10 protein-coding genes and 1 tRNA gene are annotated in these 13,960 nt (G+C 69.7%); 4 read left to right on the forward strand and 7 right to left on the reverse strand.

The window, feature by feature from the left end:
* Positions 1 to 89 precede the first annotated feature (89 nt).
* The 3 genes from ACFU8Q_RS12490 to ACFU8Q_RS12500 all read right to left on the reverse strand — a co-directional run bounded on the left by ACFU8Q_RS12490 (position 90) and on the right by ACFU8Q_RS12500 (position 4,062).
* Positions 90 to 680 (reverse strand): lytic polysaccharide monooxygenase, encoded by a 591-nt coding sequence (locus ACFU8Q_RS12490; RefSeq protein WP_384451717.1) that lies wholly within the window; start codon positions 678 to 680, stop codon positions 90 to 92.
* A 155-nt stretch (positions 681 to 835) separates the two neighbouring features.
* The gene (locus ACFU8Q_RS12495) at positions 836 to 2,575 is read right to left on the reverse strand and encodes an SPFH domain-containing protein (RefSeq protein ID WP_384451720.1); all 1,740 of its coding nucleotides are present in this window, start codon (positions 2,573 to 2,575) and stop codon (positions 836 to 838) included.
* A 29-nt stretch (positions 2,576 to 2,604) separates the two neighbouring features.
* Entirely contained in the window at positions 2,605 to 4,062 is a 1,458-nt protein-coding gene (locus ACFU8Q_RS12500) for a peptidoglycan-binding protein (RefSeq protein ID WP_384451723.1), read from the reverse strand.
* A 184-nt stretch (positions 4,063 to 4,246) separates the two neighbouring features.
* Between ACFU8Q_RS12500 and ACFU8Q_RS12505 the strand changes: the two genes are divergently transcribed.
* The 3 genes from ACFU8Q_RS12505 (at position 4,247) to ACFU8Q_RS12515 (ending at position 8,783) form a co-directional block, all read left to right on the forward strand.
* Positions 4,247 to 4,320 (forward strand) — tRNA-Lys (locus tag ACFU8Q_RS12505).
* A gap of 609 nt (positions 4,321 to 4,929) precedes the next feature.
* Positions 4,930 to 6,849 (forward strand): glycosyltransferase family 2 protein, encoded by a 1,920-nt coding sequence (locus tag ACFU8Q_RS12510; RefSeq protein ID WP_384451725.1) that lies wholly within the window; start codon positions 4,930 to 4,932, stop codon positions 6,847 to 6,849.
* Positions 6,846 to 8,783 carry a galactose oxidase-like domain-containing protein gene (locus ACFU8Q_RS12515; RefSeq protein ID WP_384451728.1) on the forward strand — a complete coding sequence of 646 codons (1,938 nt, stop codon included), beginning with the start codon at positions 6,846 to 6,848 and terminating at the stop codon, positions 8,781 to 8,783. The genes ACFU8Q_RS12510 and ACFU8Q_RS12515 overlap by 4 nt, the downstream gene beginning before the upstream one ends.
* A 65-nt stretch (positions 8,784 to 8,848) precedes the next feature.
* Here ACFU8Q_RS12515 and ACFU8Q_RS12520 read toward each other — a convergent pair whose 3' ends face one another.
* From ACFU8Q_RS12520 to ACFU8Q_RS12530, 3 genes are all read right to left on the reverse strand, one after another.
* Complete coding sequence (locus tag ACFU8Q_RS12520; RefSeq protein ID WP_384451789.1) at positions 8,849 to 9,943, reverse strand: glycoside hydrolase family 6 protein; 1,095 nt, start codon at positions 9,941 to 9,943, stop codon at positions 8,849 to 8,851.
* A gap of 286 nt (positions 9,944 to 10,229) precedes the next feature.
* Positions 10,230 to 10,913: a class F sortase gene (locus tag ACFU8Q_RS12525; protein WP_384451730.1), complete on the reverse strand. Its 684-nt coding sequence runs from the start codon at positions 10,911 to 10,913 to the stop codon at positions 10,230 to 10,232.
* Between the two features lies 1 nt (position 10,914).
* On the reverse strand, positions 10,915 to 11,484 hold the full coding sequence (locus ACFU8Q_RS12530; RefSeq protein WP_384451733.1) for a DUF2613 family protein: 570 nt from the start codon (positions 11,482 to 11,484) through the stop codon (positions 10,915 to 10,917).
* A gap of 472 nt (positions 11,485 to 11,956) precedes the next feature.
* Between ACFU8Q_RS12530 and ACFU8Q_RS12535 the strand changes: the two genes are divergently transcribed.
* Positions 11,957 to 12,736, forward strand: coding sequence for an HAD-IIA family hydrolase (locus ACFU8Q_RS12535; RefSeq protein WP_384451736.1), 780 nt, complete (start codon positions 11,957 to 11,959; stop codon positions 12,734 to 12,736).
* Between the two features lie 144 nt (positions 12,737 to 12,880).
* Here the strand turns inward: ACFU8Q_RS12535 and ACFU8Q_RS12540 are convergent, their stop codons facing one another.
* Complete coding sequence (locus ACFU8Q_RS12540; protein ID WP_384451739.1) at positions 12,881 to 13,942, reverse strand: 2-aminoethylphosphonate ABC transporter substrate-binding protein; 1,062 nt, start codon at positions 13,940 to 13,942, stop codon at positions 12,881 to 12,883.
* Positions 13,943 to 13,960 lie beyond the last annotated feature (18 nt).

Raw genomic sequence — 13,960 nt, forward strand, 5'->3', positions numbered from 1 at the left:
TGCGACGGTGCCGGGGACGGCGGCCCCGGCCGGGGCCGCCGTCGCTCAACCGGAGTACACGTGAGGGGCGCTGACTGACGGACTACGCGTCAGAACTGCACGTCGGAACAGGCGTAGAAGGCGTTCGCCGTGTCCGCGATGGTCCAGACGCTCAGGATGATGTGCTTCCCGGTCTTCTGGGTGGGAATGGTGCCCTGCTGGGTCAGGGTCGCCGGGGGCTGCTGGCCGCCGTACGGCACCGTCATGAAGGGCTGCGGCTCCAGGTCGGCCCTCGTGAGCGGCTTGGTGGGGTCCCAGCCGTTCTTGGTGATGTAGTAGCGGAAGTCGGTCGTCGCGTGACGGGCGGTGAACTGCCATCGGAAGCTGAAGCCCTGACCGGCCGTAACCTTGGTGGCGGGCCAGTTGCCGCCGCGCGGGTCGTCGAGCTGGGCGAACTCGCCGTGCCCGCCGGAGCAGATCTTGCCGTCGGCCGGACCCGCCGCCGGGAAGCCCTTCGGGCCCTCGACGCTCTGCGGCTCCCACTGGATGTTGCCGCAGTTCGTCACCGTGCCGTTGGCACAGAGCTTCTGGCGGCTGATGGGGTTGTCGGTGTAGCCATGGCTGCCGGCACTGCTCGTCGCGAGCACCGAGGCGCCCGCTATCGCCAGGCCGACTACGGCCGCGCTTGCCCTTTTACGCATTGCTGTCGCTCCTCAAGAACGTGGGGGAGGATCCATGAGCCCTGCTGCGCGCGCTGCGGTCTAGACCAAGTCTCAGATTATTGACGGGATATGAACATGTCCAGACCAATGGGAGTTGGATTCCACTTCGCCGCCGCAGCACCCCCTGCGGGCCGTCAGGCGCCCTCCCCGCCACTGCGTCCGGTGTAGAAGGCCACCGTCAAGTCCTTGACCAGCGACTTCCGTTCGTAGTCGTCCAGTTCCACGAGGCCCCTGGCGGTCAGCCGGTTCACGGTGTCGTCCACCGCGTCAATCACCGAAGTCAGGACACTGTCACGGTGCTTGGCGTCGATCGCGGCGATCCGGCGGCGCTGCATGGCCGCGGCGACCTCCGGCGCGTACTCGATGCCGGTCGGCTGCGCCGAGTACACCTCGATGCCGACGGGTTCGCAGTCCGCCTTCAGCATCCGGGTCAGCGCGTCACCGACCGCCTCCGCGTTGCGCAGGGTGTGCGCGTCCTCGTGGAAGGCGTCGGCGGGCAGTTGCGAGAGGACCCGCGCCATCGCCGCCTCGACCTGCTCGCGCAAATACGCCTCGTGGTCCGCGACCCCGAGCGTCGCCCGTACGGTGTCCTTGATCCGCCACACGACGAGGACGACCACGCGCAGCGCCGTGCCGTTGGCGTCCACTGCGGGGAGCGGTTCGCTGCGCCAGTGCCGCAGGCGTACGTCGACCCGGCGGCGGAGCAACAGCGGGCTGATCCACATCAGTCCGGTGCGCCGCACACTCCCCCGGTACTCGCCGAAGAGCGTCAGCACCCAGGCGTATCCGACCCGTCCGCGGCTCAGGCCGCCGAGCGCGAGGAGTACCGCCGCCCCCAGCGCGGCGAGCGCCGCCCAGGCGCCGAGCCCGATCCCGTCGTACGGACGCGAGCCGATCCCGAGCCGGGTGAGCGGAGCGACGGGAAACGCGCCGACCGCCCAGAGGACGGCGCCACCGGCCGTGATCCCGGCCAGCCCGGCGAGCAGCGCCACCCAGCCGGGCAGCGCGGGCCCCGACCGTTCGGCAAGCCGCGGGTCACCGACGGGCGCCGGGCGCGTCGAAGGCCGCACCTGCGGCCCCCTCGGCGCGGGCGGCCGCCGCAGCCCAGCGGTCGGCTGGTGCCCGTCGGCCCCGCGCCGCAGCGCACCGGCGGGGAGCGCGGCGGCGTCCGTGGGCTCGGGGTCCTCGCGGAAGATCAGGTGTACGGGGATGGACGCGGTCCGCTCATTGGCGATGACCGCGCGCCGCCGCCCGGTCCCCGGTGCGGCGTGGCCGGACTGCTCGGTCCCGAGGGTGGTGCGGGTGGTACTCGACAGCAGGTCCCCGACGGGCGCGGTGGCCGACGCCATGGCCGGGACGGGAGTGGCGCTCGGCTCCGGGTCCCCGGCGGGCGCGGTGGCCGACGCCATGACCGGGACGGCTGCGGCGTCCTTGGCGGGGACCGATACCGAGGCCGAGGTCGCACCGAGGGCGGACACCTTGTCCTCACCGGGGACCAGGTCCAGCACGAGGTCGACCACGGAGCCCGGCCCGCCACCCGCCCCCGGGCCCGGCCCCGAGCCATCCGCCGAAACCGGACCCGAGGCCGGAGCCGAAAACGGGTCCGAAGCCAAAGCCGAAACCGGACCCAAGGCCGGAGCCGAAACCGAGGCCGAAACCGAAGCCGAGGCCGGACCCGAGGCCGAAACCGGACCGGAGGCCGAGGCCGGACCCGAGGCCGAGGCCGGACCCGAGGCCGAAACCAAAGCCGAAACCGGACCCAAGGCCGAGGCCGAGACCGGAGCCGTCCGCCCGCCCGAGCCCCCTGCCCCTCCCCCTTCCCGTGCGCTCACGTTGTCCGGGGTTCCGGAACTGTCCGACACCGTGGATCCCATTCCCGCCTCCGTCATGCATGTCCGTCTTGTCACGCGAAGAGTCGCCGCCAGGTCTCGGGACCGGGGTAGCCGTCAGCCGCTCCGCCCCGCCAGCCCTGGGCCTGCTGGAAGGCCTCGACATTGCGCCGGTCCGCCTCGGTCCACCGGGGCCCCGGTCCCGACAGGTAGTACTTGCCGTATCCCTTCTTCACCAACTGCTTGCCGAGCTTGTCGACATGGCTGTTGGACTGACCGGGCCGGAAATATCCCCGGCCGGGGAACTTCGAGTCCGAGTTCGAGTCACCCTGGCCACTCCCGGGGGCGGGGATGTCGCGACCGGCCCCGCCGGCCAGGAGGCGCCAGGTGACGGGGCCGGGGATGCCGTCGGCCTGCTTGCCCTTCCAGCCCTGGGCCTTCTGGAACGCCCGGGTCGCGCGCCGGTCGGCGTCACCCCAGCCCGGCCCGGGCCCGACCTTGTAGAAGTGCTTGCCGCCCCGCTCCACGAGCATCTGCCCGAGCAGGGTGACGGACGCGTTACTGATCCCGGGGCCGAACTTCAAGGAACCCGGAAACGTCGTCGACGAGCCGCTGCCACCGCTTCCACTGCTTCCGCCGGTGACGCCCTTGTAGCGGTACGCGACGTAGCTGCTGGAGTGGGTCCAGTACGCCATGGGTGTCGTCTGCCTGCGGGTGTGCGGCTTCGTCTGCTCGTACGCCGTGTAGTGGGTGTGCGTGTGGTCGATCCAGCCGCCGAAGATCGTGACGTGCGAGCCCTTCGTGGGGTCGGCCGGGTTGTGGAAGAGCAGAATGTCGCCGGGCTGCAGCTCTGCCCGCGCGATCCGCGTCCCGAACTTGGCGAGGCTGCCGGTCCACTCGTTGGCGGGCAGGTCCCAGGCCATCGAGACATATCCGGAGCAGTCCTGCCGGTATCCGTCGGACCAGTACTTGCTCATGCTGTACGGGACCTTCGCGGACACCCACTTCTTCGCGCGGTTGATGATGGCGGCCCGGCTGGTCTTGCGCAGCGTGGCCGAGGTCCCGGACGAGGGCGGGCCCGAGGTCCCCGTGCCCCGCACCGGGCCCGGGGCGCCCTGCGGACTGTCCGGGTCCATGTCGGTCCGGTCGAGCGGATCGCCCTCGCCGTCGGGGTCCGGGCCCACTGGATCGGCCGGGTCCACCACGCCGGCGACCCCCGCCACATCTGCCGCCTCTGCCGTGCCCGGCGGGGCCACCGGGGTCGGCGACGGCGTCGGCGGCCCGTCCACCCTGGCCGCTCCGGCCGCTTCCGCCGCCCGGTCGCCCGGCGCGCTCGCCGCCTCGGCCACGCCGGTGCTCAGCACCACTCCGGCCGCGGTGGCCAGCACCAGTGCACGGCGCGCGCCGTGTGCGGCCGGATGACCTCCGTACCGCAGGGGCAAGGCACTCGCGGCGGCTCGCCGTTGCTCGGCGCACCCCGCACAGGTGCAGTCGATGGCGGGTACGTACTCCTCGAAGGCCGGAACAGTCATGCGATTCCCCTCCGCACTCGTCAAGATCTTTGGACGCATCTGTACGGGCGCCAGTCTCTCAACTCTCCTGACATATCGCATTTTGACGGACAGACCGGAAAAAACGACCATCCGACAGGCCGTGATGGGCGGGAAATGGTCAGGAGCACGCCCCACATTCGGGTAGAGTTCTTCAGGTCAGCAGGCGCCGCTAGCTCAGTTGGTTAGAGCAGCTGACTCTTAATCAGCGGGTCCGGGGTTCGAGTCCCTGGCGGCGCACGCAGAGTCAAGACCCCCTCACCACGCGTGAGGGGGTCTTGTTCGTTCTCCGAACCCGATCCCCGTGCCGTTCCCTGAATCCGCTCCCCACGCCTCCGGTTTCACGGGCACACAGGTGACACGCAACCGACACTCAGCCATCATGCGGTCACTCAGTGGCTCGAAAATCTTTCACATAAGCCTTGGCGCACCCCCTCCGCAAGGGCCCCGCAAATCGTACGTATGACTGGCAACCCACCCGTTTCACCCTTGCGAACGGGACCGTGGTCGGACAACCTGTCTAAGGGCCATAGGCGCCAACCAGGCTGATGTTCCTTGCAGTTGGGGGAAGCAGAGGGAAGTTCCGGTTGTCCGCTACGCGGGGTGGGGGCCCCGCTCGGGGACAGATGTCGGGGAGGCATCAGACAGCCGGAAGGGCGCTGTCCCGTGTTCCGTGTCCGAGCGGAACGACGCGCCGCCTTTGAGTCCACCACGGCGACCGACGGGGGAATCGCCGTGGACGGGACGACGACCGATCACGCGCCGCCCGATCACGCGTTCGCCGATCACGTACCGACCGATCACGCACTCACCATTCACGCACTGACCACGCGTGCAGGGGGATGACCCATGACGTCGACGCCGACAGGCGCCCGGCAGCAGAACGACGACCCGTCCCGGACCGCCCGGCTCCGGATACCGGCGCAGCCGCCGGCCGGGGAACAACGGCGACACCCGGCGAACGCCGTGCCGCGCTACGACTACGAGCACTACAGCCGGCTCGCGGGCCCGCTGACCCGGCCCGGTCCGGACACGCCGTACCGGGTGCGGTACCGCTCACTGCTCTCCCAGGAGCCGCACAGAATACGCGCGGCGCTCCTGCTGGGCGCCGCGCCTCTCGTCTCGCTCGGGCTGTTCGCCTGGTTGATGCAGCCCGATCACTGGACGCGGCGCGACCCGAACCTCAAGAACGACACCCTGCTGGTCCTCGACGTCGTGATGCTGGTCTCGATCGGCCTGATCGAGCTCTTCCGCACGCTGAACGTCCTGTCGAACGCGCACGCGACGCTGGTCGCGCGCGACCCGGTCCCGGTCGTCCCGGAGACCGGCACCAGGGTCGCCTTCCTCACCTCCTTCGTCCCGGGCAAGGAGCCTCTGGAGATGGTGACGAGGACCCTCGAAGCGGCGGTCCGCGTCCGGCACCGCGGGCTGCTGCACGTCTGGCTGCTCGACGAGGGCGACGACCCGGCGGTGAAGGAGGTCTGCGCCCGGCTCGGAGTGCACCACTTCTCCCGCAAGGGCGTGCCGCGCTGGAACCGGGCCGCGGGCCCGCACCGGGCGAAGACCAAGCACGGCAACTACAACGCCTGGCTGGACGCGCACGGCGACGCGTACGACTTCTTCGCCTCCGTCGACACCGATCACGTACCGCTGCCCAACTACCTGGAGCGGATGCTCGGCTACTTCCGCGACCCGGACGTCGGCTTCGTCATCGGCCCGCAGGTCTACGGCAACTACGACTCGTTCGTCACGAAGGCCGCCGAGTCCCAGCAGTTCCTCTTCCACGCGCTGATCCAGCGCGCGGGCAACCGCTACGGCGCCCCGATGTTCGTCGGCACCAGCAACGCGGTGCGGATCCGTGCCCTCAAACAGATCGGCGGTCTGTACGACTCGATCACCGAGGACATGGCGACCGGCTTCGAGATGCACCGCGCCCGCAATCCGCACACCGGCCGCAAGTGGCGTTCGGTCTACACCCCCGACGTGCTGGCCGTCGGCGAAGGACCGACCGCCTGGACGGATTTCTTCACCCAGCAGCTGCGCTGGTCGCGGGGGACGTACGAGACGATCCTCAAGCAGTACTGGAAGGGCTTCTTCTCGCTCCCCGCGGGCACGCTCCTCAACTACACCATGATGATCATCTTCTACCCGATGTCCGCGCTGAACTGGATACTCGCGGCACTGAGTTGTGCGCTGTTCCTGGGGATGGGCGCCTCGGGCGTGCAGATCGACCCGACGGTCTGGATGATGCTGTACGGCAATGCCTCGGCGCTCCAGATCGGGCTGTACGTCTGGAACCGGCGGCACAATGTCTCGCCGCACGAGCCCGAGGGCTCCGGCGGTCTGGCCGGCATGATGATGTCCGCGCTCTCCGCGCCGGTCTACGCGCGCTCGCTGCTCGACGCGGTGCTGCGCCGCAGGAGCTCGTTCGTGGTGACGCCCAAGGGCGACTCGTCCAGTCCGGACACCCTCTTCGGCACCTTCCGGATCCACCTCTTCTTCCTCCTGGTCTTCGGCGGTTCGATCGCCGCCTCCTTCGTTCTCCGGCACAGCCATCCGGCGATGCTCACCTGGGCCGCCATGGCGCTGTTGATCAGCGCGGCGCCGGTCCTCTGCTGGCGGTACGCCGTCCGCGCGGAGAAACGGAAGCGCCGTACCGCGCCGCTCCCGCGGCCGGCCCACGTACGGGCCGACGCCGAGCGGGCCGACGCCGAGCGGGCCGACGCCGAACAGACCATGCAGATCGTTCCTGGGGGACGTGAACGATGAAGACGTACCGTCCGAGCCTTCGTACCCGCCGCCTGGCAATCGGTACGGCGGCGATTGTGGCGCTCTCCGGAGCGAACGGGCCGTGGGTGTACCGCTTCGGCACCGAGCACTACCACACGTACAAGATCAACAAGCCGGGCTACAAAGCCGCGAACGGCCACTGGGACTTCCTGGACATCCCTTCCGTGTACCGGATCAACACGATCCACGCGGCGCTGCTGCACACCGGCAAGGTGCTGCTCGTCGCGGGCTCCGGCAACAACCGGAAGAACTTCGACGCCAAGAGCTTCCGGTCGGTGCTGTGGGACCCGAGGACCAACGGGTTCACGAACATACCCACGCCCAAGGACATGTTCTGCTCGGGCCACACCCAGCTGCCCGACGGCAAGCTGCTCATAGCCGGCGGCACCAGACGTTACGAGAAGCTCAAGGGCGACGTCACCAAGGCCGGCGGCCTGATGATCGTCCACAACGAGGACCCGGACAAGCCGGTCACCCTGCCCGCGGGCACCCGGTTCAAGGGCCGCGCGAACGGCAAAACGTTCGTCTCCAAGGACCCGGTGCTGATCGAGCGGGCCACCAAGGTCTTCGACCGGAGGACCGGCGCGTTCCTGCGCAACGACGCCGGCCTCGGCCGGATCTACGTCGAGGCGCAGAAATCCGGTACGCAGTACGAGACGGGCGCCGAGGACAACTATCGGATCGCGGGCCTGACCGGCTCCGACAGCCGGAACGTCTACGGAATCGCGCAGAAGCTCGCCCTCGACAAGAAGGACTTCCAGGGCATCCGGGAGGCTTTCGAGTTCGATCCGGTGGCGGAGAAGTACATCACCGTCGACCCGATGAACGAGGCACGCTGGTACCCGACGCTGACCACCCTGGAGGACGGCAAGGTCCTCGCCCTCTCCGGGCTGGACGAGATCGGACAGATCGTCCCCGGCAAGGACGAGGTCTACGACCCGAAGACCAGGAAGTGGCAGTACACCGGCATCATCCGGAAGTTCCCCACGTACCCCGCGGTCTTCCTGTTGAACGACGGCAAGCTCTTCTACTCCGGCTCGAACGCCGGATACGGCCCCGCCGATGTCGGCCGCGAACCCGGCATCTGGGATCTCGCGACGAACAGTTTCCGGAAGATCCCCGGCCTGAGCGACGCCGACGCCATGGAGACCTCGGCGACGGTACGGCTGCCCCCGGCCCAGGACGAGAAGTTCATGGTCATCGGCGGTGGCGGGGTCGGCGAGTCCAGCCGGTCGAGCGCGAAGTCGCGCCTGGTCGACCTGAAGGACCCGGCCCCCAGATTCCGGGACGGCGCCGCCCTGACGGAAGGCACCCGTTACCCGAGCGCCTCCCTGCTCCCCGACGACTCGCTGCTGGTCACCGGGGGCTCCCGCGACTACCGGGGGCGTGGCGGGTCGAATGTGCTCCAGGCCCGGCTGTACGACCCGAGGACCGACACGTACCGCCGGGTCGCCGACCCGGCGGTGGGCCGCAACTACCACTCGGGGTCCGTACTCCTTCCCGACGGCCGGGTCATGATCTTCGGCTCGGACTCGCTCTACGCGGACCGCGCGAACACCCGGCCGGGCGTCTTCGAGCAGCGCATCGAGATCTACACCCCGCCGTATCTGTACCGCGAGGCGCGTCCGGAGCTGACGGGCGGCCCGCAGAGCATCCGGCGCGGCGGTACGGGCGTGTTCACGACGGCGCGGGGATCGAGGATCACCTCGGCGAGGCTGATGCGGCCCAGTGCGGTCACCCATGTCACGGACACCGACCAGCGGTCGGTGGCACTGGGCCTGAAGCGGACGGCGGGCGGGATCACGGTGACGGTGCCGGGGAACCGGGCGTTGGTGCCGTCGGGGTGGTACATGCTGTTCGTGACGGATGACAGGGGGACGCCGTCCGAGGGGAAGTGGGTCGAGATTCCGTAGGTGCGGGGGCGTGGGGCAGGGGTTCCTCCCCTGCTCCGCTTCCCTTGCCCACTTCTTCCCTCGACCTACTTCGTCGCTCGCGCCAGGCCCAGCGCGTACTCGGGCCACCAGTCGCCCGCCTTCGGGCCGCCTTTGCAACTGCCGTCGGATTCGCCGGGCCGCTTGACCCAGAGGTACGCGTCGACCCGTGCGTCACCCGTGTCGGTCGTCGGCGGCTCGCCGAGCGCACGGCCGGGCGGGTTGCACCAGTTCTCCTCGGGCGCGCCTGCGCGGTACGGACCGTTGCCGTTGCGGCTGGTGTCGATGACGAACGGCTTGTCGCCGACCTTCGCCGAGAGCCGCTTGCCGAAGTCCGTACTGGCCGCCGTGGTCTGGAAGTTGGAGACGTTGACCGCGAAGCCGTCGGCCGCCCCGATGCCCGCCCGCCGGAGCGGCTGGAAGAGCGCGTCGGGGGTGCGCCAGCCGGCGTTCCCCGCGTCCACGTAGACGCGGGTGTTCGGCTGCTGCTTCAGCCGCTCCACCGCCCCCTTCAGCAGGTCGTACCGCTCTTCGTGGAACTCCTGCGGCGTGCACCCGTCGACCATGTGCAGCAGCGCGTCCGGCTCCAGGATCACGGTGGCGCGCCGGTCGCCGATGCCCTTGGCGACGCCCTCCAGCCAGGTCCGGTACGCAGCGCCGTCGGCGGCGCCGCCCTTGGAGAACTGTCCGCAGTCGCGGTGCGGGATGTTGTAGAGGACGAGCAGCGCTTCCCGGTCCGCCTTCGCGGCGGCCTCCGTGAAGCCCTTCGCCTCGGCCTCGGGTCGGTCCGGGCCGATCCACTCCCCGACGGGCTGCCGCGCGATCTTCTCGATCAGGCCGGCGGCCTTCCCGTCCCCGTCCGCGGTGTACGCGGCGACCTGGCGGGCCGCGTTGCCGTCCGGATTGACCCAGTACGGGGCACTGCCCTTGGGGCGCCGGCCGATGGCACCGTCCTTTCCCGCACCGTTCTCTCCCGCGCCGCCGGAGCCGGACCAGGAGTCCGTTGCGGAGTCGGACGAGGAGTCGGACGGGGAGGAACATCCCGTGAGCAGCAGCGCGGCTCCGGCAACGGCCACCACGCCCAGACCCACGCCCGCCCCCGCCCGCCTCATGCCTGACCGGCCGTTGCAACTGCCGTACATCCACTCCCCCTCGGGTGCGGCGGCGGTGCACTGCCGCGTCCCCTTCATCCTGGCACAGGGCTTCTGTCCGATCGCCCGGAAACCGAGAGTGATCGATTCTGAACGGTACGTCAGAACGCTTCTGGGCCAAGGACGTTCATCGCCGTGGACTGTCGGGCACGGTCCGCCCCCTGGCCTCCCGTGTCGACGGCGGGCCACTCCCGCAGCCCCGCGCGCCGCGGGGTCGAGGACCGGCCCGGCCGGCACCCCGGGGGAAAGGGTGCCGGCCGGGCCGGATACCGCGGTGTCAGGTCCGTCCGCCGCTCGCGGCCCTCGCGCCGGTCAGGTAGGCCGAGACGACCACGTTCGCGTCGTACGAGTGCGAGGCCCGGTCGTAGGTCCCACCGCAGGTGATCAGGCGGAGCTCCGCGCGGCCGTTCTTGTGGGGGCCGTAGGCCTTGTCGGCGTTGAAGCGTTCCCGGGTGAAGACCTGGACGTCGTCGACGGTGAATTCGGCGACCGTGCCGTCCACGCGAGTCACCTCGACCTTGGCGCCGGGGCGGGCCGCGCTCAGTCCGTAGAAGACGGCCCGCTTGGTCTCGGTGTCGACGTGGCCGACGAAGAGCGCGGGGCCCTTCGCGCCGGGCTCGGTGCCGTTTCCGTACCAGCCGACGGTCTGGGGCGTGTCGAACGGCGGCGGTTCGATCGCACCTTCCTTGTCCAGGCCGCGGGCGACCACCGGTGCCTTGATGCCGATCGACGGGATCTCGACCCGCTCCGGCGCCGCGCCCTTGATCGGGTCGTGCGGTGGGGGCAGCGGAACGCCGAGGGGGCGCCCGACCGCGGCGACGTCGCCGGTGGTCGGGGCGGAACTGGCGCCGGAGCCGTCGGTGATGTCGCGGCCCCAGAGCCACAGGCCCATCAGCAGGACGGCCCAGGCCACTCCGGTGAGCAGTCTGCCGTGGCCCTCGGGGCGGTCGGGGGTGGGCATGTCAGTCTGCGGTCGGGCGGCGACGGCGCGAGCTGCGGAACACTACGGCGACGACCGCGACGGCGGCCAGGACCAGACCGATCACCGCATGCACGATGCCGGGGCCCTCCTGACGGGCCTCCCGGTCGGTGACTGCGGCGGTGCCGCCGCCTCCCGCGCGGACCGGGGCGAGGGGCGAGGCCTGGCCGCGGTCGACGACCGTGACGGTGCCGGAAACCTTGGTGCCCTTGTCGTCCGTGCACACGACCTGGATCTCGTGATCGCCCGGGGACGCGTCCGTGCTGATCCGGGCCTCCGCGAAGAGGCCCCCGTCCGTGGCGGGCGAGAAACGCGACTCGGAGACGAACGCGTCGGAGTTGCCCTTGGCCTCCTTGCCCCCGCAGCTGTCCAGCCGCAGATCCACCTTGCCGCCCGGGGCGAGGGAGGACGGGGACACCGAGAGTGCGGTACGGGAGCCCGAGCCCGTCCCCCGGTCGGTCCCCGTATCGGAGTCGGCCAGTGCGGCGGAAGCCGGCACCAGGGCCGCTGCGACGACTGCGGCGGCACAAAAAGTGAGGGGTATGGAACGCATCGTGAACCTCCTTAGGGCAGGTTCCCGCCTCCGCGGGCTTTTCGCATCCGCAGGAGCCGGGGGGGGCGGCCCGGGCTCACCTATCGCGCCCCCTCGGACGGCGCGCCCCCGCCGGGCTCGTCCCACGTCGACGGGGCCGGCCGGACCGGCGAGGGAATCGACGACGGTGGACGCCCGGAAGGGGGACCTTCAGGCGTCGCCCCAAGACGGCAGGGCTTGGCGAGGTCGACGACCACGGCCTTCACCGCGCCGTAGGAGATCTGCGCGGCGTCCGGTCGCACGCTACGAAGACGCCGTCCAGCGGCTGATCGAGGACTGAGCGGGACCGCAGGACGTTTCCGCGCCGGCTCCCGTCCCGGCTACGAGACGTCCGGGCTACGAGACGTCCGGGCTACGAGACGTCCGGACCGTCGAAGTGGTGAGTGAATAGCATGGTCATCCCGTAAGTCCTCGTTCGGCAGGAGCCGCACCCATGACAGATCAGAAGCCCATCGAATCGTGGCTCACCGACATGGACGGCGTGCTGATGCATGAAGGTGTGCCGATCCCCGGCGCGGACGCCTTCATCAAGAAGCTGCGCGATTCGGGCAAGCCGTTCCTGGTGCTGACGAACAACTCGATCTACACGGCCCGGGACCTTCATGTGCGGCTCAATCGGATAGGTCTCGAAGTGCCGGTCGAGAACATCTGGACCTCGGCCCTGGCCACCGCCACGTTCTTGGACAATCAGCACCCCGGTGGCACCGCCTACGTGATCGGTGAGGCGGGGCTGACCACCGCCCTGCACGATGCCGGGTACGTGCTCACCGATCACGAGCCCGATTTCGTGATCCTGGGCGAGACCCGGACCTACTCGTTCGAGGCGCTGACGAAGGCCATCCGGTTGATCAACAACGGGGCCCGCTTCATTGCCACCAACCCCGACAACACCGGGCCCTCCCCCGAGGGGGCACTGCCGGCCACGGGCTCCGTCGCCGCGTTGATCACGAAGGCGACCGGCAAGGAGCCGTACTTCGTCGGCAAGCCCAACCCGCTGATGATGCGCAGTGCGCTGAACACCCTGGGTGCGCACTCCGAGACGTCCGCCATGATCGGTGACCGGATGGACACGGATGTGCTGGCCGGGCTGGAGGCCGGGATGGAAACGTTCCTGGTGCTCACCGGGCTGACGAGCAGGGGTGAGATCGAGCGCTACCCGTACCGGCCGACCAACGTCGTGAACTCGATCGCGGACCTCGTCGACCTCGTCTGACGAAGGATCTGACCGAAGGTCCAGCCAAAGGTCCGGCCCAAGGACCGGCCGAAGGCCTGATCGAAGGCCCGGCCGATGGCCCAGGACCGGTGGCCCGGCACCCCGCCCGCAGCGGAGTGCCGGGCCACCGAAGAGAGCCGCCCGTCAGCTGCCGGTGGCCGACTTCCAGGCTTCGACGTACGTGTTCAGGTTGGTGCCGATGTCCGACCAGTCGGGCTCGAAGACCTCGACGCCGCCCATCAGTCGCGCGAGCGCGATGGCGTTGGCGTCGGTGGCCTCGATGTCCTTGCGGGCGGAGAAGCCGCCGCCGACCGCGCTGACGTCCTTCTGGGCCTGCTCGGAGAGCATGAAATCGAGCAGCTTCTTTCCGTTGGCGCTGTGCGGGGCCTTGTCGACCAGGCCGGCCGCGTACGGCAGGGCGAAGGTGGTGGGCTTGCCGCCCTGCTTCGCGGGGAACCAGATGCCGAGGTTGGGCATGTCCTTGGACTGCGCGTAGTTCATCTGGACATCGCCGTTGGCGGCGAGCAGTTCGCCCTTGTCGACCTTGGGGGCGAGCTTGCCGGTGGAGGCGGACGGCCCGACGTTGTTGGCCTGGAGCTTCTTCAGGTATTCCATCGCCGGCTCCTGGCCGCCGAAGTCGTGCATGGCCTTGATGAGGACGGCCGTGCCGTCACCGGCGACTCCGGGGGTGGAGTACTGGATCTTGTTCTTGAACTTTCCGTCGAGCAGCCCTTCCCAGGTGGTGGGCGCCGACTTCAGCTCCTTCTTGTTGTAGATGAAGCCGAAGTAGTTGTTGACGACCGAGGTCCACTTGGCGTCGGACGCCTTGTCGGCGCCGTCGACCTTGTCGGAGCCGGCCGGTGCGTACGCCGTCAGGAGGCCCTTGCTGTCGGCCTGCTGGATGAACGGGGGCAGCGTGACCAGCACATCGGCCTGGGTGTTGGACTTCTCGCGGACGGCGCGCTGCACCATCTCGCCGGAGCCGCCCTCGACGTACTTGACCTTGATGCCGGTCTTCTTCTCGAAGTCCTTGAACACCTTGTCGTACCAGCCGTCGCCGTTCTCGCCCTTGAGGCCGTCGGCGCTGTAGACGGTGACGACCTTCTCGTCCGAGGCGGCCGAGGAGCCGCCGCAGGCGGAAAGGGTGGCGGCGAGGGCGAGGCAGCCGGTGACGGCGGCTATGGGCTTGAGGTGGTTCTTGCGCATGGCAGTCGTGTCTCCTGG

It is taken from the genome of Streptomyces sp. NPDC057543 (genome assembly GCF_042801895.1).
GTDB lineage: Bacteria > Actinomycetota > Actinomycetes > Streptomycetales > Streptomycetaceae > Streptomyces.

Bases quoted from the DNA above. Each gene is read 5' to 3' on its own strand.
- ACFU8Q_RS12490 (WP_384451717.1), bottom strand. From the start codon at position 680: ATGCGTAAAAGGGCAAGCGCGGCCGTAGTCGGCCTGGCGATAGCGGGC.
- ACFU8Q_RS12495 (WP_384451720.1), bottom strand. From the start codon at position 2,575: ATGGGATCCACGGTGTCGGACAGTTCCGGAACCCCGGACAACGTGAGC.
- ACFU8Q_RS12500 (WP_384451723.1), bottom strand. From the start codon at position 4,062: ATGACTGTTCCGGCCTTCGAGGAGTACGTACCCGCCATCGACTGCACC.
- ACFU8Q_RS12510 (WP_384451725.1), top strand. From the start codon at position 4,930: ATGACGTCGACGCCGACAGGCGCCCGGCAGCAGAACGACGACCCGTCC.
- ACFU8Q_RS12515 (WP_384451728.1), top strand. From the start codon at position 6,846: ATGAAGACGTACCGTCCGAGCCTTCGTACCCGCCGCCTGGCAATCGGT.
- ACFU8Q_RS12520 (WP_384451789.1), bottom strand. From the start codon at position 9,943: ATGTACGGCAGTTGCAACGGCCGGTCAGGCATGAGGCGGGCGGGGGCG.
- ACFU8Q_RS12525 (WP_384451730.1), bottom strand. From the start codon at position 10,913: ATGCCCACCCCCGACCGCCCCGAGGGCCACGGCAGACTGCTCACCGGA.
- ACFU8Q_RS12530 (WP_384451733.1), bottom strand. From the start codon at position 11,484: ATGCGTTCCATACCCCTCACTTTTTGTGCCGCCGCAGTCGTCGCAGCG.
- ACFU8Q_RS12535 (WP_384451736.1), top strand. From the start codon at position 11,957: ATGACAGATCAGAAGCCCATCGAATCGTGGCTCACCGACATGGACGGC.
- ACFU8Q_RS12540 (WP_384451739.1), bottom strand. From the start codon at position 13,942: ATGCGCAAGAACCACCTCAAGCCCATAGCCGCCGTCACCGGCTGCCTC.